Genomic DNA, 26,108 nt, shown 5'->3' with positions numbered 1-26,108 from the left:
TTCGCTGCTACCCATCCATGGCCCCACTGCCATTAAGTTAAGGATTTTTCCGTTCACCCTTCGACAGGCTCAGGGCGAACGGAAAAATCCTTAACTTAGTGGCAGTGACCTAGCAGGACCCTTAGCAGGTCGGGGTTTGCAACCCCGTCCTAAACGTTTTGACTTTGGCCGAAGTCAGCCGAAATGTTTAGGGCAAACCGAAACGTTGGGGACGGGTTAGATAATCCGTCCCGCAGAAATGGCTACGACTGGATCTCGCTCGGACACTTGGCTTCGGCAAGCTGAAGCATCTTGCTAATCAGGACTGATTTTTAGGTTGATTGGTTTGGTCGGTCATAGATTTTTTATTTTGCGCAACATATTAATTATTCCTTCTGGCATTAAGCAGGCTAGCCAGTAGAGCAGGGCGCGTTTACTGGGCTTTTCTTTGAGACTGGACGAAAATGCTTGCCGGGCGGTGATCAAATCGTACTCGCTAAAATGCCAATAGCCTAAGTCGGCATAGGCATCGGCTACGAGCCGGTCGGGGTCGATATTCTGTAATGACAGGTCTTTTGCCGCGTAATTTCGAATCGAGGTCATGACTCTCGCCAGATCGTTGAGTAGCGGCGCGGTTAGTTGCGTGGCGTTGTTGCCGTGTTGTCGGCGCAGCATCAGAATGTCGGGCATACAGGCGATCGGATGTTTCGCGGCTATTTTTGCCCAACATTCCAAATCTTCGCCGAAACGTATGTTTGGATTGAAACAGCCGGCTTCAATCAACGCCGATTTTTTGACCAGTACGGTGCCGGTCGGGATGAAGTTTTTGGTGACGAGTTCGGCCAGGGCGTTCGGAATAGGGCGGTTTTCGAGTGCCTGAAATTTGCTCAACAAATTGTGTTTGTTTAATACCGATTCGGTGATGATCCGGTTGCTGTTGTCGATTTCGGCCATGTCGCCGGCGATCAAGACTAACTCGGGAGAGTTTTGTAGGACATTTAATTGTCGTTCGATCTTTTGCGGCGTCCATTGGTCGTCGGCATCGAGAAAGGCTATCCAATCGTTTTTTGCGGCATCGATGCCTGTGTTTCGAGCGGTCGAAGGGCCTTGATTTGGCTGATTGATGTAAACGATCGGGCCAGATAAGGAGGCTACGGTTTGTTCTGTATTATCGGTCGAACCGTCGTCGACGATGACGATTTCATCAACCGGCTGAGATTGGTTCAGGATGCTCCGGACGGCGTCTGCAATGAATGCGGCGCTGTTATAGGCGGGAATGACGACGCTGATTTTCATGAGTTAACGGATTTTTTTGGGGTGTATTGGCAAATTAGCCAGCCGGGCACTATTAAACCGCTTATTTTACCGATCATGGCAAGTTTAGGGTGTCGATAATAAAGCCGGTACAAAAACGGGCCGAGTTTGGCGGGGCCTTCGATTCGTTCGATCGGTGGCAGGGTTTTTTGATTGAAGCGATTGACGACGGGGCTGTTTGGCGCAAGAAGAACTTCGGCCAATTCGGCCGAGGATAAAAAGCGCGTTCCGCGTAAGTTTTGCGTCAGTTTGTTCAACAGAATCTTCAGTCCTGCGAGCGAAAACTTGAATTCGTTTTCAGTGCGCGTGAAGTTGTAGCGGTGGGTCGAAATCGTAACGGGTAAAGCTTGTCGGTAGGCTTGTAGCGCTTCTTGATAGGCGCTGTCCGGCGTGTTTTTACCGTCGACCGGTTCGAACATGACGTTTCTGACTAAATAAACTTGCCCGAAGGCATTGATATCGCCGGTTCTGATCAATTGCTTGTCTTGAATATAGCGTCCGTCGTGCGCTCTTTCGGGGCAGCGGTAGCCGGCCGTTTGAATCGCTTGTATCGAATGGCGGCTCCATTCGGCTTCGATGTCGTCGTCCCAGAGATAACAAGGGGCGACGGTCGTTAAAGTGGGATAACCGAACAAGCGTTGAAAGGTTTCGGTGGCCGTTTCGATGATTTTACGCGCTTTTTCCGTGCCGACCGGTTGTGTCGGTAAGTTGCTGCCATCGACATAATGCCCTTGCAAAGGCGAGTCGAGAGTTTCCCAGTCCCACCAGTGAGAATCGGCTTGTGCATTTGCCGTGCGCGGGTCGTTATTTCGGCAGAGTTTAACGAAGGCATCGCCGTTCAGATGTTCCAATCCGTGCAATTGCGGGACGAATACGTCGTTCTCGATGCCTTTTTGCATCGTTCGATAAATGCCGGGGAAATCGCGGTCGAGTATTTTTCTCGGGTATTCGCCGCCGGATGCTTTTTCTAGCGCAGCGGTATCGGGTACCGCCAGCACGACATCTGCGGTCAGCACGGCGCTACGTCCGGCGCTGTCTTTTTGTTCGGATAAGGCATTTAACAGGGCCTCAAGGCGGTCTGCATGAAAATCGCCGCCCGGTCCCCAGTCGTCGCTTTCGATTAATATCGGCGTATCGGCGAAATAAGGTTCTTGCCAGGTTTTTAAGAATAGATCGCGCTTCCAAACAAAAAGGATTGTGGCGAGGAAGGTCCATATTGTCAGTAGTGCGGTGATAATGATTAGCATGGTTTGATTGAAGTTTTACTGGAAAAGGGTTTGGTGTTCTTTCACTCTATGGGAATGGGTTCTTGGCAAAACGTGGCTTGCAACCATAAGCGCCAACTAAAAGAAATGACGCGTCATTCCGCCAGGGATTGGCGGAATCTAGTGCCATGGATGGCAATGCCTAATTTCACCACCGCCTCCTTGGCAGGACGGGGCTTACAGCCCCGTCCTAAATGTTTCGACCATGGCTAAAGCCGCCGAGGCGTTTGGTGCAAATCGAAACGTTGGGAACGGGTTAAATAGCCTGTCCCGCAGAGGTATTTGTTTCTTATTCATTTGTATCGCGAAGCTAGAGCTTCACGTATCGGTTAGAGCTCACTGCCATTAAGTTAAGCCGTCACAGAGATAAGTAATGCTTGCATTCAGGCTCTAATGTGCATCAAAAGCTTGCCATCCATGGCACTGGATTCCGCCAGTCCATGGCGGAATGACGGGTTTCCCTTAACTTAATGGCAGTGCAAGCTAGAGCTTGGGAAACAGCAGACACCCCTGGCTTCGAGATCGCGATCAGGGGATCGCTCCCACAGGACGTCCGCCGCTCTCTGTGGGAGCGACGCCTTCGTCGCGACTATCGAAGCCAGTAACGCTCAAACACCAATAGCCTTTCCGGACAACACAACAATTTAGCGCTCGGTCGCTACTTTTTGCACAATTAGATATATTTATACTTAATGTATAAAGACGAGAGCTAGAGCTTGGGAAACAGCAGACACCCCTGGCTTCGAAATCGCGATCAGGGGATCGCTCCCACAAAGGATTACAGCGATGTGGGAGCGACGCCTTCGTCGCGATTATTGAAGCCACTGACTGTCAATATCCGCAGATTTATCAAACAGCACCGTTCCCAGATAATCGATAACCTCTGTCTAGCAAGTTTACCGAGAGTTCATTTTAGAAAACGAAAAACAACTCGGGCGATTATTCAAAACATTCCGCTTCATTTAGCGCTTTTCCTTGTCGGTCCTTATCGGAAAGAACCGGGTTGATATTAGCCGGCCATTGTATGCCGATGGTCGGATCGTTCCAAGCGATGCAGCGTTCGAGTTCCGGTGCGTAGTAGTCGGTGGTTTTGTATAGAAAATCGGCCGTTTCGCTGAGTACGACAAAACCGTGTGCAAAGCCTGGGGGAATCCACATTTGCCGGTGGTTCTCTTCGCTAAGTTCGGCACCGACCCATTGACCGAAAGTCGAGGAACCTTTTCGGACATCGACTGCTACGTCGAATACGGCGCCGCTTACGACTCGAACGAGTTTGCCTTGTGCTTTTGGCGCGAGTTGATAGTGCAGGCCGCGCAGGACGCCTTTGGAGCTGCGGCTGTGATTGTCTTGAACGAATTGTAGATTGCGCCCGGTGGCTTGCCGGAAGGACTCCTGATTATAACTTTCCAGAAAGAAGCCGCGGGCGTCTCCGAACACTTTCGGTTCGAGAAGGATGACGTCGGGGATTGCGAGCGGTGTGACTTTCATCAAAAAACCTTTTCGTTGTTAAGAATCCGTAATAAATATTGCCCATAGCCGTTTTTTGAGAGAGGTTGGGCCAATCGTTCGAGTTGGGTATTGTCGATCCATTTTTGCCGGTAGGCAATTTCTTCAGGACAGGCGACTTTTAATCCTTGGCGGTGTTCTATGGTGGCAATAAACTGGCCGGCATCGAGCAGCGAATCGTGAGTGCCGGTGTCTAACCAAGCGTAGCCGCGTCCCATGATTTCGACATTGAGTTTATTTTCGTTTAAATAGAGCCGATTTAAATCGGTTATTTCCAGTTCGCCGCGAGGAGACGGTTTGAGATTTTTGGCGAGTTCGACGACATCGTTATCGTAAAAATAAAGGCCGGTCACGGCATAGTTGGATTTGGGTTGTTGGGGTTTTTCTTCCAGCGATAACGCTTTGCCGTTATTGTCGAATTCTGCGACGCCATAGCGCTCGGGGTCTTGCACATGGTATGCGAAAACAGTGGCGCCTTCGGTGCGCTTCATTGCATTACCGAGCAATTGGTGGAGGTCATGACCGTAAAAAATGTTGTCGCCTAGTACCAATGCCGCTAAGTCGTTGCCGATAAAAGACTGGCCGATGATGAAGGCCTGGGCGAGTCCGTCGGGCGAGTCTTGTACGGCATATTGCAGGTTTAATCCCCATTGTTCGCCGGTGCCGAGCAGTTGTTCGAAACGCGGAGTATCTTGAGGTGTGGATATGATCAAGATGTCGCGTATTCCGGCCAGCATCAACGTGCTGAGAGGATAATAGATCATCGGTTTATCGAAAACCGGCAGTAATTGTTTGCTAATCGCAAGTGTTGCCGGGTGCAGTCGGGTGCCTGAACCGCCTGCCAATATGATCCCTTTTCGAGTTGGAGGCGGTTTTTGAGTGGTAAGTGAGCTTGCGGTCATGGTGTACTCCAGTTTTTGTCTGTAACGTTTTAATCCCGATTACATAATTCTCTGATTACCCGGTCAACATATAACCGCCAATCGGGAAAATGTAACGCCAAGGAATTGGCGAGTGCGTCGGTCTTCAAACGCGAGTTTTTCGGACGCTGGGCAGGAAGCGGATAGGCTTCGGTTGGAATCGGCTGTATGTTTTCAGGTTTAAGCTTAAGTTGCATTCCGTTTTCGTGGGCTCGTTGCACGGCATAACAGGCCAATTCGTGCCAGGTCGTTTCGCCGCCGGCCGTCAAGTGGTATATGCCTCCGGCTAGTTGATTGCGGCGAAAGCCGATAATGGCGTGGGCGGTAACATCGGCTATGAGTTCGACGCAAGTGGGTGCGCCGAATTGATCGGCTACGATATTCATATTATCGCGTTCTTGGGCGAGCCTCAGGATGGTTTTAATAAAATTATTGCCCTGTGCGGAAAATACCCAACTGGTTCGGAAAATCAGTGTATTGCATCGGCTATCTAAAATGGCTTTTTCGCCCGCGCGTTTCGATTTTCCGTAAACGCTTTGCGGGTTGGTTGCATCGGTTTCGAGATAGGCTTCTTTTTTTTCGCCGTCGAATACATAATCGGTCGAGTAGTGCACGAGTAAGGTGTCGTTGGTTTTCGCGTATTGTGCCAAGAGATCGACCGCCTCGGCATTGATTGCGTATGCGGCTTTCTCGTCTGTTTCGGCTTTGTCAACGGCGGTGTAAGCGGCGGCATTGACGATAATGTCAGGTTTGCGTTCTCTAAGTAAACCGAGTAACGCTTCAGGGTTTTGCAGATCCGCTTCGTCGCGGCCGAATGCGCTAACTTGGCCAAGAGGGAGGAGTGTTCGTTGAAGTTCCCGTCCGACTTGTCCGTTTTTACCTAATAATAGTAAGTTCATGAGAGTTTTGTTTGAAATTGTGGTGCAAGTGACTCGTTGCTAAAAAAGATAGTGTATATTGACGCAATTTTCGGGCTAAACTTAATAAAATATTCCAAACTTATCGATGGCCGTGTCGAGTTTGAAGGCTACTCACTTAACGCGGGATAGTTTAAGGTTAATCCTTAGGAATACGCACAAAATAACTTATACAAGTAGTAGGCTTTGTGGCGGTTTGGTGACTCGCTTGACAGGACGCCGTGAATACATCCGTGTAGGCTTGACGGCGGCTATCCCTGCCGCCGACACCTGTCAATCGAGCCACCAAATCCCCTTCCAACCGTTGTCTAAGTTATTTCATGCTCGTTCCTTAGTGCTTTTGTCCCTCTTTAAGTGGGAAGCCACTTTGAATAACAACAAAAAATGAAAATACTGCACATACTTGATCATTCGATTCCACTGCATAGCGGTTACACTTTTAGAACCCGTGCTGTTTTAGAACAACAAAAAAAACTCGGTTGGCAAACGTTTCATCTGACTTCGGCCAAACATAAAATCGCCGAGCAAGCGGTTGAAGAAGTCGACGGGCTGCTTTTTTACCGGTCGCCGATGCCGCGATTTTTTTGGGCCGATTGGCCGATTGTGAATCAATGGGCGATTGTAAAATCGCTCGGTAAACGCTTGGATGAAATCATTCCTGAAATTAAACCCGATGTTTTGCACGCGCATTCCCCCGCGTTGAACGGATTGGCCGCTCTGAAAGCGGCACGAAAACACAATATTCCATTGGTCTACGAATGCCGCGCGTTTTGGGAAGACGCGGCTGTCGATCACGGATCGACGACCGAAGGCAGTTTGCGTTATCGCGTGACTCATTTTCTGGAAACCCATGTATTTAAAAATGCCGATGCCGTGACGACGATCTGCGAGGGCCTGCGAAACGACATTATCGGCCGGGGCGTTGCCGATAGCAAAATTACCGTGATTCCGAATGCGGTCGATATCGATAAATTCATCTACGGGGTTGAGCCGGACCTGCCATTGCGCGAACAACTGGGATTGGTGGATAAGGTGGTATTGGGATTCATCGGTTCGTTCTATGCCTATGAAGGCATTCCTTTATTGCTCGATGCCTTGCCCGCGATTCTGAAGGAAATTCCGGATGTTCGTTTATTGTTGGTCGGCGGCGGTCCTCAGGATGCCGCGATTAAGCAAAAGGCCCGCGATTTGGGTTTGCAGGACAAGGTCGTTTTTACCGGGCGAGTGCCGCACGATCAAGTGCAAGGCTATTACAATCAGGTCGATATTTTCGTTTATCCGCGCCTGTCGATGCGTTTGACTGATTTAGTTACGCCGCTCAAACCGTTGGAGGCGATGGCGCAAGGGCGATTGGTCGTAGCGTCCGATGTCGGCGGGCATAAAGAATTGATCGACGATGAAAAGACCGGTTATTTATTTGCAGCGGGAAATGCCGAAAGTCTCGCGCAAACGGTTCTACGCTTGTTGAGCAATCGTTCCCAGTGGGATGCGATTCGCGCGAACGGGCGCCGTTTCGTCGAGGAAAAACGGAATTGGGCCTATAGCGTAAGTCGTTATCAAAATGTCTATCAGCGTTTGCTTCAAAAATGATTGTCCATGACCGATAAAACTCCTCGCATTGTCGTTTTTTGTTCTTTGTTTCCCAGTTCCGCGCAACCGAATTCCGGTGTATTCATTCGTGAACGCATGTTTCGGGTCGGTCAGCAATTGCCGATTGTCGTCGTGTCGCCGGTTGCCTGGTTTCCGTTGCAAGGCCTGATCCGTTTTGTGAAGCCGGGTTTTCGGCCTCAGCCGCCGAAATTTGAATTACAACAGGGTGTTGAGGTTTATTATCCTCGTTTTTTGTCGATTCCGGGGCTATTAAAGCAGTGGGACGGTTTTATGATGGCTTTGGGTTCATTGCCGATCATGGTCCGATTGAAGCGGAAACACCGATTTAATTTGATCGATGCGCATTTCGCCTATCCGGACGGTTATGCCGCGACATGGCTCGGTAAATGGTTCAAGGTACCGGTGACGATTACATTAAGAGGGACCGAAGTCAGTTTGTCGAAGTTTCCGGCACGCAAACTTCGGATTGTTTCGGCCTTGCAGTGGGCCACGAAAATATTTTCGGTGGCCGATTCGCTCAAGCGTCACGTCGTTGCGTTGGGCATCGATTCGAACAAAATACAAGTCGTCGGTAACGGCGTCGATGCCGATAAGTTTCAACCGGTTGATCGCGCCGAAGCCAGGCGAGATTTGAATTTGCCTGAGGATGCGCCAGTATTGATATCGGTGGGCGGTTTGGTCGATCGCAAAGGCTATCATCGGGTTATCGAAGTATTGCCGTTATTGCTCAAAGAATTTCCCGACTTGATGTATTTGATCGTCGGCGGGGCTTGCGCCGAGGGTAATAATCGAAAGCAATTGGAACAACAAGTCGCCGATTTGAATTTGCAAAACCATGTCCGCTTTTTAGGGCCGTTGCCTTCCGAGCAATTGAAATCGCCGTTATCGGCATCGGATGTATTTGTATTGTCGACGGCCAATGAAGGGTGGGCCAATGTTTTTTTGGAGGCGATGGCTTGCGGTTTGCCGGTGATAACCACCGATGTCGGCGGCAATAGCGAAGTCGTCAATGATGCGTCACTAGGTACGATCGTGCCCTTCGGCGATGCTTCGGCATTACGGCTTGCTTTATCGGATGCGTTTAATAAACGGTGGGATAGACAGGCGATCAGGCATTATGCCGAGCAGAACGCGTGGCATCACCGTGTCGATACTTTGGTTGCCGAATTTAAGCAGATTATAGAAAAAACAGAAATCGATTAAAGGGTGAAAAATGGGATTTATTGCTGGCTGGTTTGGTACCGGTATCGATCGAAATCAAGCGTCTGAGCTTGCCGAATCGCTGAAAGGTTGCGCGCCCGAGTCGACTAAAAAAACGATCGGCATACGGATAACCGATTCGTTTGTTTTAGTCTCCGATGATAAACGGTCGCTTGAACAGGGGGGTTGTCGGCTTGCGCTCACCGGTCACGGTTTCGGTCCGCTAGAAGCGATTGTCGAAAACTATAAAGCTAAGGGCGCCGATTTTATCAAGGATATGCAAGGCGCATTTACCTTGATGTTTTTCGATGAATCCGAGAAACGCTTGTTGTTGGCGACAGACCGCCTAGGGCAAAACAATCTCTATTATGCGCAAACGCCGAACGGAATCGTGTTCGGTTCGACGGCCGATAGTGTCGTTGCGCATCCCGAAGTCAGTTCGGAGATTTCCCGCCAATCGATTTACGATTATGTCTATTTTCATCATTGCCCGAGCCCGCATACGATTTATCGGCAAGTCCAAAAATTGGAGGGCGGGCAATTATTGACTTATCAAGATGGAAAAATCGCTCTGCAGTATTACTGGATGCCGGTTTTTTCCGAACAAGGGGCTTATTCACTCGAGAAATCCGGACAAGAGTTACGGAATGAAATCATCGAAGCTGTCCGGCAGTCGGCTGCCGATTCGAATGTGACCGGCGCGTTTTTGAGCGGCGGCCTGGACAGTTCGAGCGTTGCCGGTGCATTGTCTAAAGTGTATCCGGAGCAAGCCAAAACTTTTACGATGGGTTTTCCGGTTGAAGGCTACGATGAGATCGAGTATGCGCGTATTGCGGTCGATTGTTTCAAAACCCGGCCGCATGAATATTATGTGACGCCGGAGGATACCGTGGCAGCCGTGCCGAAAATTGCCGCGTTTTACGACGAACCGTTCGGTAATTCGTCTGCGTTGGCGGCTTATTATTGCGCCAAATTGGCTAAAGAGAACGGCATTCAGGTAATGCTGGCCGGCGACGGCGGCGATGAGTTGTTCGCGGGCAATGAGCGTTATGCGAAACAATTGTTGTTCGACCGTTATTATCGTATTCCGGGCTTTGCCAGAACGTTTCTGAGAACCGGTCTGTACAATGCGCCCGATGCGCTGCTGAAAAATAAAATTCTTTTTAAAGCCAAGCGCTATGTCGAGCAAGCCGAAGTGCCGTTACCGGACCGCTTGCAAGACTATAACTTCCTGAACCGACATCCGGCTCAGGAGATTTTTACCGGCGATTTTCTGGCAGGCATCGATATCGACCGGCCGATTCAGAGTCTGCGGGATTGTTATCACCGTCCTGAAAATGCATCGGCTTTAAACCGTATGTTGTACATGGACTGGAAAACGACCTTGCATGACAATGATCTGGTCAAGGTCAACCGAATGTGCGAGATGGTCGGTGTCGAGGTGCGTTATCCGTTGCTGACCAACGCGATTGTCGATTTGTCTTGTCGGGTACCGTCTTCGGAAAAGTTGAAAGGTCAGCAATTGCGTTGGTTTTATAAGCAAGCGATGCGCGGTTTTTTGCCCGAAGCCATTATCAACAAATCCAAGCATGGTTTCGGTTTGCCGTTCGGGATTTGGTTGCAGGATCATCAACCGTTGAAAGAACTCGCTTACGATAGTATCGGCGCCTTGAAAAAGCGCGATTATTTTCGCACCGATTTTCTTGATCATGCCGTTAAGATGCACCAAAGCATACATGCGGCCTATTACGGCGAATTGATTTGGATCTTGATGATGCTGGAGCTTTGGTTTCAGGCGAAAAATCATCACTAAGCCGTAATTCGCGGTTTCCCAAGCTCCAGATTTTTGCTGTTTCCCAAGCTCCAGCTTGGGAAACCGGTTCCGGAAGCTCTAGCTTCCCGTCCTAATTAAGGTGCAAAAACATGCCAAGAAGCAGTTATCGAGTGTTAACCAACCCTTGCCCGCATTTCCTGACAGCAACAATAAACCACTGGCTGCCATTGTTCACAAATCCAAAGTTAGTCGATATCGTGCTTGACTCCTGGCGTTATCTCCAGCGCAATGACAATTTTCAACTTTACGGTTATGTCATCCTTGAAAATCACTTACATCTGATTGCCGCTTCCGAAAATTTAAGCCGTGATATCCAACGATTTAAGTCATACACGGCAAAACAACTCATTGCCCATCTTGAACAGCATCGTTCAAATAGGTTATTGGAATTACTGGCATTATTTAAACGGGTACACAAGCATGATAGTGACTATCAGGTTTGGGAAGAAGGCAGCCATCCGCAAATAATAGAGTCAGAGAAGGTTATGCGTCAAAAGCTGGAATATATTCATCAAAACCCCGTTAAACGCGGCTATGTAGATAAGCCGGAACATTGGCGTTATTCCAGTGCGCGAAACTATTTAGGGCAAGAAGGGATGATCGAAGTGATTCGGCAATGGTGAGGGTCTCGGGAAGCTGGAGCTTCCGGGTTGGGTTTCCCAAGCTGGAGCTTGGGAAACAGCTGAACTTATCGACCCAGGATTTTTCCATTCACCCTTCGACAGGCTCAGGGCGAACGGAAAAATCCTTAACTTAATGGCAGTGAAGCTGGAGTTTGGGAAACAGCTTGTTGATGATGTTGGCGCTTTGGTTTCAGGCGAAAAATCATCACTAAGCCGTGACGACTCGGTTTCTGCCGGTTTGTTTGGCCCGGTACATGGCTTGATCGGCCCGATCGATAAATTTATCTAGCGTGTCGTCGCCGCGTAATGTGCTGGTGCCGAGGCTTGCGGTCATGCGTATTGTTTCCAGTCCGTAAGCGAAGATATGATTTTCGATGTTTTGCCGAATTCTTTCCGCCAACAATTCGGCGCCGTCTAAATCGGTCTCGCTGAGAAGAACGACGAATTCCTCGCCGCCATAACGAAACACGATGTCGCTGCTTCTAATGCTTTCATTGATCCATTTGGCGACAGATGTTAATGCAAGGTCGCCGCATTGATGTCCATAATTATCGTTGATACTTTTGAAATGGTCGATATCGATAAATACTACCGATAGATGGTTGCCGTTTCTATGTGCAAGGCGCATTTCGCGGCGAACGATGTCATTGAAGGCGGAACGGTTTCGTGTTTGCGTTAGCACATCGGTAAATGCCAGATTCATTGCTTGCTGAAATAAGGTCGCGTTTCTGAGCGGATAAATCAAGCAACAAAGCAACGTTTCAATCATTGTTAATTCTTGTTCGGAAAACTTCTGACGACGCATCAATTTTAGTTCGCCGAGTTGCTGTTCTTCGACTTTCATTGCATAAGAGCATGAGCTTCGAGTGACTATGCCGTTTTTGATTTCGAGATCGAATTCTTCGTTGCTGTAAACAAAGCCGCTATGTGGTATCAGATTTTGGATTTTATTACTGAAGATATGAACCAATTCATCGAACTCCAGTGTGGTTTGCAAGGCGCTGCTAATGTCATAATGAGTCAAATTATCCGCTTTGAAGGCTTCGAATGTGTTATTAGTGACAACGGCAAGATTGGCGGCTTTTTTTTGCATGGCTAAATCCTCGATAAAGATTTGTTTGTAGGATTACAGCTATGATCGTGCCAAAACATAAAAAATCTTTTTATATCAATGTTATGAATTAATTGCGTCAATAACATGACGGGATCGATGGCAAAATCTTGCCGCCCCTATCTGCAGGCCGGTTTAAGAATCGGAAATCGAATAATGCGGTAAGTCTAGCGCGGGGCGGGTTATTCAACCCGCCCCAAACGTTCCGACTTGCTTTGGCCACGGTCGAAACTTTTATGCTGTTACCCAAGCTCCAGCTTGGGTAACCTGTTCAGGAAGCTCTAGCTTCCCGACGATCAGGCAGATTGAACGAGCAAGTCGGGTTTGGTTGCGGTTGTTTCGGTCTCTGGAAGCTGGAGCTTCCGGGGTGTGTTTCCCAAGCTGGAGCTTGGGAAAGAGCGGGATGCGGGTTGGCCGTTTTTAGCTTGATGCGTATGGTTATTCAACCCGCCCTGCCATGAACCTGGCTTAAGTCGCTATATAATTTAGGAGTAAACGACATGAAAAACGACCCGAATAAAGAACGCCAAACCAACGAGCAAGACAAAGAAAGGCCTTTAGAGCCGGATTCCACGCAATCGAATTCTACTCCCGAAATAGGAGGCGCTCCTGGCCCTGAACCGACCCGATACGGCGATTGGGAAAAGAAAGGCCGGTGTATCGACTTTTAACCTGGAAAATTCCCTATGCTAAGGGTAGTATGTGGCTTTCAATAACAGCAGGCGGCGGTTATGAACAGTACTAACAGACCTTTATCCCCTCATCTACAAGTCTACCGATTGCCCTTGACGGGCCTCATTTCCATTACCCATCGCATGACCGGCGTCATGCTTTCTTTAGGCTTGATCCTATTTTTATGCATGCTTTATGCGATTGCCGGCGGCGCCGAAGCCTTCGCGGCAATGCAGGCGATGACCGATTCGATTTTGCTGCAAATCGTACTTTGGGGCTTTATGTATGCGCTGTTTTTTCATTTATGTCACGGCGTTCGTCATCTGATTTGGGATGCCGGTTGCAGTTTCGACAACGAAACATTGAACCGGTATGCGCTAATCGAGCTTTTCGTTTCGCTGGTTTTGACAGCAGCCACCTTTGCATTTTTCATTCTTTAGGAGTCAAGTATGGACTATCGATCTCCGATTTCGAAAGCGCGCGGTTTGGGCTCGGCTAAATCCGGTACCGAACATTGGTGGATGCAGCGCGTTACCGCCGCGGCTTTAATCCCCTTGTCGTTTTGGTTGGTTATGTTACTCAAACTCGCTACCACCGCGACCTATCAAGAAACGATAACCTGGTTGGCGTCGCCGTTTAATGCGGTTGTTATCGCGCTATGGATTTTGGCGGTATGTTTCCATGCGGCATTGGGCGTGCAAGTGGTCATCGAGGATTATGTTTCCGCCGAAGGCGCTAAAATCATTGCGGTCTGGACGTGCCATTTACTGTTTACGGCAATCGCTGTCGCGGCATTGTTCGCTGTTTTACAAATATCTCTAGCAGGCTAAACATGACGGGAAGTTATAAGATTATCGAACACAGTTACGACGTGGTGGTGGTCGGCGCAGGAGGTGCGGGGCTGCGTGCGACTTTCGGGATGGTTGAAAAAGGCTTGAAGACCGCTTGTATTTCGAAAGTCTTTCCAACCCGCAGTCATACCGTGGCTGCTCAAGGCGGCATCAGCGCCGCGCTCGGCAACATGGGCGAGGACGACTGGCGTTTTCACATGTACGACACGGTCAAAGGTTCGGACTGGCTGGGCGATCAGGATGCGATCGAATATATGTGCCGCGAAGCGATTCCAGCCGTGATCGAGTTGGAGCATTACGGCGTGCCGTTTTCCAGAACGCCGGAAGGCAAGATTTATCAACGCGCGTTCGGTGGCATGACCACGCATTTCGGAAAAGGGCAGGCGCAACGCACATGCGCGGCGGCCGATCTGACCGGTCATGCGATTTTGCATACCTTGTATCAGCAGTCTTTGAAGCATAACGCCGAATTTTTCGTCGAATATATCGCGCTCGATTTGATCATGGAAGGCGAAGAATGCAGGGGCGTGCTGGCTTGGTGTTTGGATGACGGTTCCTTGCACCTTTTCAAGGGTCACATGACCGTACTGGCGACAGGCGGTTACGGGCGCAGTTATTTTTCTTGCACGTCGGCGCATACCGTGACCGGCGACGGAAATGCGATGGTGCTGCGGGCCGGTTTGGCATTGCAGGATATGGAGTTCGTGCAGTTTCATCCGACCGGTATTTACGGTTCGGGCTGTTTGATTACCGAAGGCGTGCGCGGGGAGGGCGGTTATTTGACCAACTCCGAAGGCGAACGCTTCATGGAAAGGTACGCGCCGTCGGCGAAAGATCTGGCATCCCGCGACGTCGTGAGCCGAGCGATGACGGTCGAAATCAATGAAGGCCGCGGTGTCGGTCCGCTCAAGGACCATGTGTATTTACACATCGAACATTTGGATCCGGCGATCATTCACGAACGTCTGCCGGGAATCGCCGAGACGTCACGGATATTCGCCGGCGTCGATGTCACCAAGGAGCCGATTCCGGTACTGCCGACCGTGCATTACAACATGGGCGGCATTCCGACCAATTACAAAGCCGAAGTCGTCACGCTGAAAGACGGCGATCCCGACAAAGTGATACCGGGCTTGATGGCGATCGGCGAAGCGGCTTGCGTGTCGGTGCATGGCGCCAATCGCTTGGGGTCTAATTCGCTGCTCGATTTGGTCGTCTTCGGACGTTCGGCGGCGATTCGCTGCGCTGAATTGATCAAGCCCGGCACGGCTCATAAACCGCTCGCGAATGATGCATGCGACAAGGCCTTGGAGCGGTTCGACAAATTGCGCAATGCCAACGGCAGCCGAACGACATCCGAGATCCGTCTCGACATGCAGCGCGTCATGCAAAGCAAGGCGGCCGTGTTTCGGACCGGGTCGACATTGGCGGAAGGGCTCTCGCAGCTCAAAGCCATTCGAGAAACCTTTGCCGATGTGAGCGTGGCCGACAAGTCGATGATTTGGAATACCGATCTGGTCGAAACCTTGGAATTGGATAATTTGATGAGTCAGGCTGTTGTGACGATGGCGGCGGCCGGGAATCGAACCGAAAGCCGGGGAGGGCACGCCCGTGAGGATTTCAGTCAGCGCGACGATGCGAATTGGCTGAAACATAGTTTGCTTTGGTTAAACGATAATGAAGTCAAAATCGACTATCGGCCGGTGCATTTATACACCTTGACCGATGAAGTCGAAGCCATTCCGCCGAAAGAGAGGGTTTACTGATGGTTGAGTTTACACTGCCGAAAAATTCCAAGTTGACCCGGGGCAAATTTTTTAAGGCTCCCGACGGCGCAACGAATGTCAGGCGATTCGAGGTGTATCGCTGGGACCCCGATTCGGGTGAAAATCCGCGCATCGATGCTTATGAAGTCGATGTCGGCAGTTGCGGCCCGATGGTACTCGATGCCATTATCAAGATTAAAAACGAGATCGACAGCACCTTGACGTTCCGGCGCTCGTGCCGCGAAGGGGTTTGCGGGTCTTGTGCGATGAATGTCAACGGTAAAAATACCTTGGTATGTACCAAGGCGATCGACGAATACAAGGGCACGATCAAGATTTTTCCGTTACCGCATATGGCGGTCGTCAAAGACTTGGTTCCCGATATGACGCATTTCTATGCGCAATACGCCTCGATCAAACCGTGGATGGCAACGCAAACACCGCCGCCGGCCGATTCCGAACGGCTACAGAGCCGGGAGGATAGGGCAAAACTGGACGGGCTATACGAATGCGTGCTGTGTGCTTGCTGTTCGACCAGTTGTCCGAGTTATTGGTGGAACAGCGAGCGCTATTTGGGTCCGGCCATTTTGTTGCAGGCTTATCGATGGCTAGTCGACAGCCGCGATGAAGGTACCGGCGAACGTCTCGACGAATTGGAAGACCCGTTCAAGCTGTACCGTTGTCATACGATCATGAACTGTACCGACACTTGTCCTAAAGGCTTGAATCCGGCCAAGGCGATAGCGGAAACTAAAAAACTGCTGGTGCAACGAAAGCTGGGGTAATGAGCGAATTGGCCAAACTTCGTTGGAGATGCCGACGCGGCACGCTGGAACTGGATATCATGTTGATCAATTATCTCGAGTATGGTTATTTGGCCGCCGAGGACGACGAAAAAAAAACGTTTCTAGCCTTGCTGAACTTGGAAGATTCGTTGCTTTTGCCGTTATTGATGGGCGATTGCGAACCCGCGCCAGGCATGCAAGCGGAGCTAGTCGCAAAAATTCGGGGCTTGATGCAAGGCAGTCGTTGAGCTGTTTTCGGTTGTTTTTTTTACGCTCTGGAGGCTCTGCCTTAATTTAAATAAATATTAGGCTCTTATGTGCCTAAAAGCTTGCCATCCATGGCACTGGATTCCGCCAATCCCTGGCGGAATGACGAGATTCCCTTCTGCGGGACGGGTTATTTAACCCGTCCCCAACGTTTCGGTTTGCCCTAAACATTTCGGCTGACTTCGGCCAAAGTCAAAACGTTTAGGACGGGGTTGCAAACCCCGTCCTGCTAGGGATATGCTGGTTTTTGGGCTTTAGCTGAAGAAACTTGCTAATCAGGTTAAGTTAAGCCGTCACAGAATAAGTAATGTTGGCATTCAGGCTCTAATGTGCTTCAAAAGCCTGCCATCCATGGCACTGGATTCCGCCAGTCCATGTCGGAATGACGAAATGCCCTTAACTTAATGGCAGTGACGCTCCGGCGTGGGAATGCTGTCAGGGACGCTCTGATTCCCGTGCCTCAGAAGCGGCACTAAACGGCCCCATGTTAAGTCGCTCGTTTTTACACATAAATTGTAGGGTGCTCTAAGTGCAGCGTACCCTATGGAGTCATGAAACCTGTAGGATAGAAACAGATAAGGAAAGGTTTATCGATGGAATACAAAGACTATTACAAAATAATGGGCGTCGAAAAAACCGCGACTCAAGACGAGATCAAGCGCGCCTATCGTAAACTGGCGCGAAAATATCATCCCGATGTCAGCAAGGAGCCCGATGCCGAACAAAAATTCAAGGAAGTCGGCGAGGCTTATGAAGTCCTGAAAGATCCTCAAAAAAGAGCAGCCTACGACCGCATCGGCAGTCAATGGCGCGAAGGTCAGCCTTTTACGCCGCCGCCCGATTGGGATGTCGGTTTCGAATTTTCCGGCGGCGGCTTTACCGGCGGCGACACGTCGGGTTTCAGCGACTTTTTCGAATCGCTGTTCGGGCGAGGCGGGCCGTTCGGTGCAGGCAGACAAGCCTATAGCCGGTCGTTTTCGGCACAAGGACAAGACCATCGCGCTAAAATTCTGATCGATCTCGAAGATGCCTATCACGGCGCTTCTCGCCTAATTAGCTTACAAATCCCTGAGCTCGATGAAGCCGGGCGCATGATCAATAAAACGCGCACATTGAACGTCAAAATTCCCAAAGGCGTGAAGGCTGGGCAACAAATCCGTCTGACCGGTCAAGGCGGGCCCGGCATCGGACATGGTAGGCAAGGCGATTTGTATCTCGAAATTGCGTTCAGAAAGCATCGTCTTTTTCATGCCGAAGGGCTCGATATCTATTTGGAACTGCCGGTAACGCCTTGGGAGGCTGCCTTGGGCGCAACGGTTGCCGTGCCGACGCTGGGCGGCGCGGTCGAATTGAAAATACCGCCCGGTTCGCAAACCGCCCATAAGCTGCGGTTGAAAGGGCGAGGCTTACCCGGCAATCCGCCCGGCGATCAGTTTGCCGTTTTGAAAGTTGTCGTGCCTCCAGCCAAGTCTGATGCCGATAAAGCGATTTACGAACAAATGGCAAAAGCGATGCCGCTGAATCCGAGAGTCGGGATGGGAGTCTAGTATGAGCAATGAAATTATCATAAGCAGCGTAACCGTTCTGGATGATAATACCCGTTTTACGTTGCTTGAATTGTGCATGCTCGGACAAACCAGCGCCGAGTGGATAATCGAACTGGTCGAGGAGGGCGTTTTGGAGCCGGAAGGTTCTCAAATCGGCGACTGGCGTTTCGGGGCGGACGCGCTGAAAAGGCTTCAAGCCGTTCAACGGCTTCAGCGCGATCTTCGCATAAATCTACCCGGTGCTGCATTGGTGCTCGAGCTGCTTGAAGAAATCGAAATGCTACGGCAACGGTACGGAAGCTAAGTGTGACAGCTATCGTAAGCGGAATACGAGAAATTGGGCGCTTCAAAAGCCCCGGATTTCGTTTCACTTCATCCGGGCTACATCACTAGCGTAACCCGACATTTTCTCCATCGATATGTCGGATTTCGACTCCGCTTAACTCGACCTAGCCGGCTAGATGTGGAAGCTTTCATTAAGCGTTACAAAATTGCTTCAACCAACGAATCAGATCAGTTTGCCCCATCGCGCCCGATTGTCGGGCAATATCTTTTCCCGAAGCAAATACAATCAAAGTCGGGATACTTTTAATACTGTATTGCGCGGCAATGTCTTGTGCTTGATCGGTGTTTAGTTTAGCGAAACGTAAGGCCGGCTCCAGGTTTTTTGCGGCGGTTTTAAAAACCGGTGTCATGGTCTTGCAGGGCCCGCACCAAGGGGCCCAAAAATCGACGACGACCGGAATATCGTTGCGTTCGATATGTCGAGTAAAATTTTGATCGTTTAATTCGATGGGGTTTCCGGTGAATAACGGTTTTTTGCATCGGCCGCAAACAGGATGGTCTTTGATGCGCTCCGACGATAACCGATTGATCGCATTACAATCAGGGCAGGCAATATGGATTGACTTCATCGCTTTTTCTCGGGATTGTTCTTGGGAATCGACTTGCTTTTATAGAATGTCTATTATGGTCTTTTAATACGATTCAAACATCTTTTGTGAATAAAGTTAACATCGTCAGGTTGGTTCCGGTCGGATTTTTTCGTATTAATGAGCTTTCAGTCAACTAACCGAGCTTTTTATTGGCATCGTTTTGATGTCATGCTATGTTCCTATCTTCTCGAAAAACCGACTAAGTTTTTCAATATGAAAACAATTTACCCTATAATGTCCGGCCTTATATTCAATCGGCATCTGTCCAATCACTTAAAAAGGATACAAAGAAAAAAATGGCTGTTGAAGCAAATGAATTTAAAAACGCTCTGCAACTTTGGGCGAGCGGTGTGACGGTTATTACAACAAATACCGAACGCTACGGCACGCAAGGCATGACCGCAACTTCTTTTTGCAGTGTTTCGCTGGAGCCGCCGCAAATTTTGGTTTGCATCAATGAAAATGCGGATACCGGTGACGGTATTGAAGAAAGTCGGCATTTCGCGGTCAATATTCTCACTGCGGAACAAGAAGAGGTTTCTAATCAATTTGCCGGCGGCGCTAGTCAGGAAGAGCGTTTTGCGAATGTATCGTGGGAAAATGGCATTTGCGGTATGCCGATTTTAAACGATTGCCTCGCAAGTCTGGAATGCAAGGTTGTCGAAAAAGTCAAAGCGGGCACTCATTGGATTATGATTGGCGAAGTACAGGATGTCGTGTGCCGATCAGGTTCGCCGTTGCTTTATTTCCGGTCGGCTTATCGCGCTTTGTCGGAATAAGGTTAAGGCATTGAGCGCGCTACGTTATGCGGTTGGCGCGATGTAACGATTTCGGTTTTACCTAACTGATTGCTTGGCATACAATTCGTGTGCAGTGTGCAAAGCTGGTTCGATCATTCATCGCGAATTGATGTTCCGGTTATACTTCGCGCGGCCATGGTTACGGATTTTATGGCAATGCTATTTTGTTCGGTAGCAAGGCGCGAAAACAGGCGCATAGCAAGCTATGTAACTGTTTTCGTAACGCAGCTATCGGACAAAAGAGCGAGTCAGAAAGCCGAAAATGTGGCCGCGCGAAGTATATGTCGACTTATGTCGTTTAATAAGTTTAATAATAATTAGGAGGATAGTATGTTTAAAATTCGTTCGCTGGTGACAGCTCTGGTTTTAGCCGGTTCGGTATCGGGTGCTTATGCTTGGGAAGCATTGCCCACGAAGGCGCCGGAGCCTGCCGATAATCCAACGACTGCTGAAAAAGTGGCACTAGGTCAAATGCTTTATCATGACCCTCGCTTGTCTTCAACGGGTACTGTGTCTTGTGCTTCTTGTCACAACACGATGCTCGGCGGCGAGGACAATCGTCCGAATTCTATGGGCGTAAACGCCCAGACCGGTGGCAGAAGCGCGCCGACTGTTTGGAATGCGGCCTTCAACAAAGTGCAGTTTTGGGACGGCCGTGCTGCGAGTCTCGAGGAACAGGCCGCAGGCCCCGTGGCCAATCCTATCGAAATGGGTATGAAAGACTGGGACGCCGTGGTTGCCCGTTTGAAAGCTATCGAGGGTTATCATGAGGCGTTTACTAAGGTGTTCGGTGAAAATTCGATCAGCCAAGAAAACGTTACCAAGGCGATAGCCGCTTATGAAAGAACGCTAATTACTCCGAACAGCCCTTATGATAAATATGTCAATGGCGACAAATCGGCCCTCACCGAACAACAAGTTCGCGGCATGAATAAAATGGCTGAACTGGGTTGCACGGCTTGTCATAGCGGGCCGGCATTCAACGGTGCAGGTACGTATCAAAAATTTCCTGTGAACAGCAACGGTTATTTTGAAGCGCAATATAAATTCAAAAGAGACAAAGGCCGCGCCGAAGTTACCAATAATCCAGAAGACGAACATATGTGGAAAGTACCGACTTTGCGCAACATAGCGTTAACCGCACCTTATTTCCATAACGGTTCGGTCTCTACTTTGGAGAAAGCCGTTAAAGTGATGGGCAAATTGCAGTTGGACAAAGATTTACCGGATGAGGATATTGAAGATATCGTTGCGTTCTTGAACGGACTGACGGGGCAATTTCCAAAACAAAGTATGCCGATATTGCCGAGTACTCCGGGGCGTCTTGCCAAATAAGCTTTTATTTAATTCGAACGTCTAGCTTGTTGCGCTAGACGTTCGCTAATCCTGATAGATCTCCAGTTGATCGATACGATTATCAATCAACATCAACATGTCTTGATATTTCGGGCTGTAAACCGTTCCGTAGTTTTTTTTGAACGCGGATCGGTCTAGGTTTTCAGGCAAATCCCTGACATCCGGCATGAACGCCGTGTAGTCTTTGATTTCAGCCATCGCCTGCTGCAAACGGCGCGCATTTTCAGGGTTCGATACGGCCAGTTGACCGAAACGCATGCCGGCACGATTGCCGGCTAAATCGACAAAACTAAACCCGCTGCCGCTTCTCGCATCACTCAATTCTTTTTCCAGTCCTATCATATTCGCCAAATGACCGCCGCCGGTTGCGGTTAGTGTTGCCGATGCGATGAAATGCTTGGCTAGATCGATTCTTCGATACAAAAATACCGGATATTCAGTGTGCGGCTTGGCGGTGATATTTCTAGGTAGATAGGGCATCGTTTCGTGTTTGTTGACATAGCTGTTGATCGTGAAAATCACGATTCGGTTTTCCTTGATGGCCGTCTTTAGGCTGGATCGTTGATGGGCGAGTTTGAACAGCGGTTGAATCAGGTCCGCTAGCGATAAAAGCCACTCAGGATCGTGATTATCGATCACTTCGGTCAGTTTTTGTTGATAAAAAATCATCGATTGACGGTCTTTGGCGCGATGTAATAAATCGGCCGTGTGTTCGGCGAAAGCCGGATCGGTGATGTAGGTTAATCTCAGGTTTTCTTTGGTGAAATGAAAATCCAGAATTTGCTCGGTTACGAGTATATAGTGCTGTTTTAGGTGGGCATATTTGATGGTTTTCTTAATCAGCCACTCGGCAAGTTCGTCGGCGAATTCGACGAGCCCAATCTTTAATGAATGAATGTGTGTCGAGCCGTTCGTTTTGGCTAAGTTGAACTGCAGATTAAGATATTTACCGAAGAGATTTTTCGGTAAGTGCAGTGATATTTTAAAACCTATCGATGTATCATCAAGTGTAAGTATTGAATGACTGCTTAGATAATTATCGAGAATGTAGTCCAGCGCTATGTTCAAATCCCGTTCGTTTAGCTCGACAGTTCTGATGTTGTCGCTAACCGGGCTGCCTTCGAAAATTTCTTTAGCCCGTTCGATATCCTCGTCATTCATTTGCCAATCGGCTTGAACCGAAGGTTCGGGCTCTACTGCATACAGTATGACTAAGGCCAAAAGTACCGGCGGTGCGGTGAATAAGGCGAATAAAAAACGGGTAAGCAGTAACATTAAAAGTTAGCAACAGGATAGTTTGAATCCGGCTGCCTTTAGATAATCGGCCTCTTTTTTTAAATCGGCACGGGTCAGCGGCGACTGGTCGAGCCAGTCTTCAGGGAAGGTTAATTTTAGTTTAGTTTTAACGATTGTTATTGAAAATTCGGGTAATTCAATGTCATTACGATTGCGGTGGAGCAATATCGCAAGTCTAAGCAATATTGTCATGAACGGCGCATATTGTCGCCATGGGTCGGAAAGTCCTTCGAAGCGTTCCATTGAAAATTTTCTGCGATGCGATTTAATTAAAACCGATACTATGGCTTGATCCTGTTTGGAAAAGCCGGCAAGATCGGCATTAGCGATAATATAGGCGCCATGTTTATGGTATTGGCTGTGTGCGATGTCTCGGCCCATTTCATGCAAGTCGGCGGCCCAATTCAAAAAGTTAATGCCGTTTTCTTTGTTATCGTCATCCGAAAAAAGTTCGATTTGTTTCAGCATCGTATGTAATGTTTTTTTAATGCGGTCCGCATGAGCTTGATCGGTGTGATAGCGTTCGCTTAGCATTTGCACGGTCTCGGAACGTATGTCCCGATTATAGATGCGCCCCAATAGGTCATAGACCAAACCCTCGCGTAAAGCGCCATCGGATATCGTCATTTGCTCGATACCCAAGGCTTTGAAGGTTGCGGCGACGATCACGGCGCCGCCAGGGAATACCGGCAAGCGTTCCGGGTCGAGTTCCGGTAGGTTCAGTTCGTTAATGTGCTTTGCCGATCTGATTCGTTCCATTAACTTGTCGAGCCCATCTTGCGTAATGCCGTTATTGCTCCAACCGGTAGCTTCCAAGACTTTTTGAATAGCCCTTAAACTACCCGACGCGCCGATGGCTTCATCCCAGTTTTTTCGGTTATAAAACTTTTGATGGGGTTCGAGTTTTTGTTGGGCAAACAGTAGTGCGTCATTGACCGCTTGTACGGACAGTTTGCCGTCCGGGAAAAACAAGTTGCTGACCGACACGCAGCCCATATTCAAACTTTCCTTGATTCGTGGCTTATCATCGGTGCCGATGATATATTCGGTGCTGCCGCCGCCGATATCCATCACGAATCGTTTCGTGGCGCTGCTGCTTAAGCTGTAGGCGACACCCTGATAAATCAAGCGCGCTTCTTCGACGCCGGAAATGATATGAATCGGGTGGCCTAATGCGCGTTCGGCTTTGAGAATGAATTGTCTTGAATTCGTCGCGTTGCGTAAGGTACTAGTCCCGACGCAACGAACGCTTTCGGGAGGAAGATTACCAATGCGCTGACCGAATCGCTCAAGACATTCGAGGGCTCTTTTCTGTGTGGTCAAATTTAAATGATTCTTTTTATCGAGACCGGAAGCTAGTCGGACCATTTCTTTGATTCGGTCGATAATATGTAGTTTGCCGTCTTTTAAGCTGCACACGATCATATGGAAGCTGTTGGACCCGAGGTCCACGGCGGCTACGATTTCGGGTATTTTTTGAGGCACTGTCTTTCCAGTTTAGTCGGCGAGAATGTTGGGTTTCTGATAGAATTGCACGGTTTTGTCTGCTAAATCGAAATATCGAAGCCAAACGCGTATCGTAATATACGGCGGGCAGGCGCCTAATTTAACTTATTTGCAGGTTTGCGTTAAGTGTTACTTTTCCGATGAATGCTCTATCCATTCGTAATCTTACTAAAATTTATAATAACGGTTTTCAAGCGTTGCAAGGCATCGATCTCGATGTTCAAGCCGGCGATTTTTTTGCATTGCTCGGGCCGAACGGCGCAGGTAAATCGACCACTATCGGTATCGTCAGTTCTCTTGTCACAGCATCTGGCGGAGATGTGACGATATTCGATTACGATTTGAAGAAACAACGAAATCAGGCTAAAAACTGTATCGGCATCGTGCCGCAAGAAGTCAATTTCAATCAATTCGAAACGCCGCGACAGATTGTACTTAATCAGGCCGGCTATTACGGCATGCCGCGTCAAGAAGCGATTCGGCGCACCGAAATTTGTTTGAAGCAAATGGATTTATGGGATAAGCGCAACGATGTGTCGAGGCGATTGTCGGGAGGTATGAAACGGCGCTTGATGATCGCCAGGGCAATGGTGCATGCGCCGAAATTATTGATTCTCGATGAACCGACTGCCGGCGTGGATATAGAAATCAGGCGTTCGATGTGGGAAATGATGCAGGAAGTCAACCGGCAGGGCACGACGATTATTTTGACGACGCACTATCTTGAAGAGGCCGAAAGCCTGTGCCGCAATATTGCAATCATCAATCATGGGCGTATCGTCGAACATTCTGATATGGCCGGATTGTTGGAACGCTTGCATGTCAATCATTTCTTATTGGATTTGGCCGCTCCGATAGCTTCGGCACCAGTGATACCCGGCTATCAAATCGAAAGACTGTCCGAGCGTTCATTGGACGTCGGCGTGCCGAAAGAGGAGGGGCTGAATAAGTTGTTTGCGTTGCTGTCCGAACAAAACATTCAGGTCGCCAGTCTCAAAAATAAATCGAATCGGCTCGAGCAATTGTTTATGGATTTGATCGATTCGACGAAGCAGCAAGGAGCCACTTAATGAACAGCGCTATTGCATTCAAAACCATCGTAGTCAAAGAAGTGCGCCGATTTACCCGCATCTGGCCGCAAACACTCTTGCCGCCGGCCGTAACCACAGCATTGTATTTTTTGATCTTCGGTAAATTGATCGGCGATCGCATCGGTGCTATCGATGGCGCGAGTTATATGGAATACATCGTACCCGGAATTATTTTAATGTCGGTGATTAGCCATTCCTACGCGAATGTCGTTTCGTCGTTTTATTCGACTAAATTTCAGCGGCATATCGAAGAGCTGTTGGTTGCACCGGTGCCGAATTGGGTGATTCTGGCCGGTTATGTCTGCGGCGGTATCGTTAGAGGCGTTATGGTCGGTTTGGTCGTTGCCTTAATTTCGCTGCTGTTTACTCGCATTGATGTCGCTCATCCTTGGATTGCCGTTGCCGTATTCGTGTTGACCGCAACCTTGTTTTCATTGGCCGGTTTCATCAATGCGGTATTTGCCGACAGTTTCGACGATATTGCGATCATACCTAGTTTCGTGCTCACGCCGTTGAGTTATCTCGGCGGCGTGTTTTATTCGGTATCGATGCTGCCGGGCATCTGGCAAAAAATCTCGTTGGGTAATCCGATACTCTACATGATTAACGCCTTTCGTTATGGCCTGATCGACGTGACCGATGTCGATATTCAAATAGCGTTTGCGATTACCGGCGGTTTTATCGTTTTTCTTTCTCTATTTAGTCTGTATTTGTTGCATAAAGGCGTCGGTATAAAAAATTAGGTTATGTTCTCGTAAAGTTGAAATTAATACTAAACGGATAACAAGTCCTGATTAGCAAGTTTCTTCAGCTAAAGCCCAAAAACCAGGAGATCCTAGCAGGACAGGGTTTTCAACCCCGTCCCGCAGAAGTGGCTGCGGCTACAACTGGCCTCAGCTCGGACACTTGGCTTCGGCAAGCTGAAGCATCTTGCTAATCAGGTAATAAGTTATTAA

Annotated in this window: 25 protein-coding genes; 16 read left to right on the top strand and 9 right to left on the bottom strand. The window is 49.0% G+C overall.

The features are described from left to right. Positions 1–333: 333 nt before the first annotated feature. The 5 genes from METBU_RS0108375 to rfbD all read right to left on the bottom strand — a co-directional run bounded on the left by METBU_RS0108375 (position 334) and on the right by rfbD (position 5,883). Positions 334–1,275 carry a glycosyltransferase family 2 protein gene (locus METBU_RS0108375; protein WP_017840189.1) on the bottom strand — a complete coding sequence of 314 codons (942 nt, stop codon included), beginning with the start codon at positions 1,273–1,275 and terminating at the stop codon, positions 334–336. After that, entirely contained in the window at positions 1,272–2,540 is a 1,269-nt protein-coding gene (locus METBU_RS0108370; RefSeq protein ID WP_017840188.1) for a hypothetical protein, read from the bottom strand. Before METBU_RS0108370 ends, METBU_RS0108375 begins: the two co-directional genes overlap by 4 nt. 957 nt (positions 2,541–3,497) lie before the next feature. Beyond that, the gene (gene rfbC / locus METBU_RS0108365; RefSeq protein ID WP_017840187.1) at positions 3,498–4,046 is read right to left on the bottom strand and encodes a dTDP-4-dehydrorhamnose 3,5-epimerase; all 549 of its coding nucleotides are present in this window, start codon (positions 4,044–4,046) and stop codon (positions 3,498–3,500) included. Further along, positions 4,046–4,966, bottom strand: coding sequence for a glucose-1-phosphate thymidylyltransferase RfbA (gene rfbA / locus METBU_RS0108360; protein WP_017840186.1), 921 nt, complete (start codon positions 4,964–4,966; stop codon positions 4,046–4,048). Before rfbA ends, rfbC begins: the two co-directional genes overlap by 1 nt. Positions 4,967–4,995: 29 nt before the next feature. Next, positions 4,996–5,883, bottom strand: coding sequence for a dTDP-4-dehydrorhamnose reductase (gene rfbD, locus METBU_RS0108355; protein ID WP_017840185.1), 888 nt, complete (start codon positions 5,881–5,883; stop codon positions 4,996–4,998). Positions 5,884–6,285: 402 nt separating this feature from the next. On the opposite strand from rfbD, the gene METBU_RS0108350 reads away from it, so the two are divergent. The 4 genes from METBU_RS0108350 (at position 6,286) to METBU_RS0108335 (ending at position 11,169) form a co-directional block, all read left to right on the top strand. Further along, complete coding sequence (locus tag METBU_RS0108350; RefSeq protein ID WP_017840184.1) at positions 6,286–7,491, top strand: TIGR04063 family PEP-CTERM/XrtA system glycosyltransferase; 1,206 nt, start codon at positions 6,286–6,288, stop codon at positions 7,489–7,491. Between the two features lie 6 nt (positions 7,492–7,497). Beyond that, positions 7,498–8,715 carry a glycosyltransferase gene (locus METBU_RS0108345; RefSeq protein WP_017840183.1) on the top strand — a complete coding sequence of 406 codons (1,218 nt, stop codon included), beginning with the start codon at positions 7,498–7,500 and terminating at the stop codon, positions 8,713–8,715. Between the two features lie 10 nt (positions 8,716–8,725). Next, complete coding sequence (locus METBU_RS0108340; protein ID WP_017840182.1) at positions 8,726–10,525, top strand: asparagine synthetase B family protein; 1,800 nt, start codon at positions 8,726–8,728, stop codon at positions 10,523–10,525. A 110-nt stretch (positions 10,526–10,635) separates the two neighbouring features. Further along, complete coding sequence (locus METBU_RS0108335) at positions 10,636–11,169, top strand: REP-associated tyrosine transposase (RefSeq protein WP_026130108.1); 534 nt, start codon at positions 10,636–10,638, stop codon at positions 11,167–11,169. Positions 11,170–11,377: 208 nt separating this feature from the next. Here the strand turns inward: METBU_RS0108335 and METBU_RS0108330 are convergent, their stop codons facing one another. Continuing rightward, entirely contained in the window at positions 11,378–12,262 is an 885-nt protein-coding gene (locus METBU_RS0108330) for a GGDEF domain-containing protein (protein WP_017840180.1), read from the bottom strand. Positions 12,263–12,780: 518 nt separating this feature from the next. On the opposite strand from METBU_RS0108330, the gene METBU_RS26100 reads away from it, so the two are divergent. The 8 genes from METBU_RS26100 to METBU_RS0108290 all read left to right on the top strand — a co-directional run bounded on the left by METBU_RS26100 (position 12,781) and on the right by METBU_RS0108290 (position 18,472). Next, positions 12,781–12,951 carry a DUF1674 domain-containing protein gene (locus tag METBU_RS26100; protein WP_017840179.1) on the top strand — a complete coding sequence of 57 codons (171 nt, stop codon included), beginning with the start codon at positions 12,781–12,783 and terminating at the stop codon, positions 12,949–12,951. Positions 12,952–13,011: 60 nt separating this feature from the next. Beyond that, on the top strand, positions 13,012–13,392 hold the full coding sequence (sdhC, locus tag METBU_RS0108320) for a succinate dehydrogenase, cytochrome b556 subunit (protein WP_017840178.1): 381 nt from the start codon (positions 13,012–13,014) through the stop codon (positions 13,390–13,392). Between the two features lie 9 nt (positions 13,393–13,401). Further along, positions 13,402–13,782: a succinate dehydrogenase, hydrophobic membrane anchor protein gene (sdhD, locus tag METBU_RS0108315; RefSeq protein WP_017840177.1), complete on the top strand. Its 381-nt coding sequence runs from the start codon at positions 13,402–13,404 to the stop codon at positions 13,780–13,782. A 2-nt stretch (positions 13,783–13,784) separates the two neighbouring features. Then, the gene (gene sdhA / locus METBU_RS0108310) at positions 13,785–15,569 is read left to right on the top strand and encodes a succinate dehydrogenase flavoprotein subunit (RefSeq protein WP_017840176.1); all 1,785 of its coding nucleotides are present in this window, start codon (positions 13,785–13,787) and stop codon (positions 15,567–15,569) included. Next, complete coding sequence (locus tag METBU_RS0108305) at positions 15,569–16,354, top strand: succinate dehydrogenase iron-sulfur subunit (protein WP_017840175.1); 786 nt, start codon at positions 15,569–15,571, stop codon at positions 16,352–16,354. The genes sdhA and METBU_RS0108305 overlap by 1 nt, the downstream gene beginning before the upstream one ends. Then, complete coding sequence (locus METBU_RS0108300; RefSeq protein ID WP_017840174.1) at positions 16,354–16,602, top strand: FAD assembly factor SdhE; 249 nt, start codon at positions 16,354–16,356, stop codon at positions 16,600–16,602. Before METBU_RS0108305 ends, METBU_RS0108300 begins: the two co-directional genes overlap by 1 nt. A gap of 612 nt (positions 16,603–17,214) precedes the next feature. Further along, the gene (locus METBU_RS0108295; protein WP_017840173.1) at positions 17,215–18,168 is read left to right on the top strand and encodes a DnaJ C-terminal domain-containing protein; all 954 of its coding nucleotides are present in this window, start codon (positions 17,215–17,217) and stop codon (positions 18,166–18,168) included. A gap of 1 nt (position 18,169) precedes the next feature. Next, entirely contained in the window at positions 18,170–18,472 is a 303-nt protein-coding gene (locus METBU_RS0108290) for a chaperone modulator CbpM (protein WP_017840172.1), read from the top strand. Between the two features lie 172 nt (positions 18,473–18,644). Here METBU_RS0108290 and trxC read toward each other — a convergent pair whose 3' ends face one another. Beyond that, positions 18,645–19,082: a thioredoxin TrxC gene (gene trxC, locus METBU_RS0108285; protein ID WP_017840171.1), complete on the bottom strand. Its 438-nt coding sequence runs from the start codon at positions 19,080–19,082 to the stop codon at positions 18,645–18,647. Positions 19,083–19,399: 317 nt separating this feature from the next. On the opposite strand from trxC, the gene METBU_RS0108280 reads away from it, so the two are divergent. Both METBU_RS0108280 and METBU_RS0108275 read left to right on the top strand, forming a co-directional pair. Then, positions 19,400–19,882, top strand: a complete 483-nt coding sequence (locus METBU_RS0108280) for a flavin reductase family protein (protein ID WP_017840170.1) — start codon at positions 19,400–19,402, stop codon at positions 19,880–19,882. A gap of 351 nt (positions 19,883–20,233) precedes the next feature. Then, positions 20,234–21,238 (top strand): cytochrome-c peroxidase, encoded by a 1,005-nt coding sequence (locus METBU_RS0108275; RefSeq protein WP_017840169.1) that lies wholly within the window; start codon positions 20,234–20,236, stop codon positions 21,236–21,238. A gap of 45 nt (positions 21,239–21,283) precedes the next feature. Here the strand turns inward: METBU_RS0108275 and METBU_RS0108270 are convergent, their stop codons facing one another. Beyond that, positions 21,284–22,534, bottom strand: coding sequence for a hypothetical protein (locus METBU_RS0108270; RefSeq protein WP_017840168.1), 1,251 nt, complete (start codon positions 22,532–22,534; stop codon positions 21,284–21,286). Positions 22,535–22,540: 6 nt separating this feature from the next. Next, a complete protein-coding gene (gene ppx, locus METBU_RS0108265) occupies positions 22,541–24,040 on the bottom strand; it encodes an exopolyphosphatase (protein ID WP_017840167.1) in 1,500 nt (499 codons plus the stop codon). Positions 24,041–24,201: 161 nt separating this feature from the next. Between ppx and METBU_RS0108260 the strand changes: the two genes are divergently transcribed. Then, positions 24,202–25,131 carry an ABC transporter ATP-binding protein gene (locus METBU_RS0108260; protein ID WP_017840166.1) on the top strand — a complete coding sequence of 310 codons (930 nt, stop codon included), beginning with the start codon at positions 24,202–24,204 and terminating at the stop codon, positions 25,129–25,131. Further along, entirely contained in the window at positions 25,131–25,895 is a 765-nt protein-coding gene (locus METBU_RS0108255; RefSeq protein WP_017840165.1) for an ABC transporter permease, read from the top strand. Before METBU_RS0108260 ends, METBU_RS0108255 begins: the two co-directional genes overlap by 1 nt. Positions 25,896–26,108: the final 213 nt, after the last annotated feature.

The sequence above is a fragment of the Methylotuvimicrobium buryatense 5G genome (assembly GCF_000341735.1).
Classification (GTDB): Bacteria; Pseudomonadota; Gammaproteobacteria; order Methylococcales; family Methylomonadaceae; genus Methylotuvimicrobium; species Methylotuvimicrobium buryatense.
The sequence above is the reverse complement of the archived record's forward strand: the minus strand, read 5'-3'. Positions and strand labels throughout refer to the sequence as shown.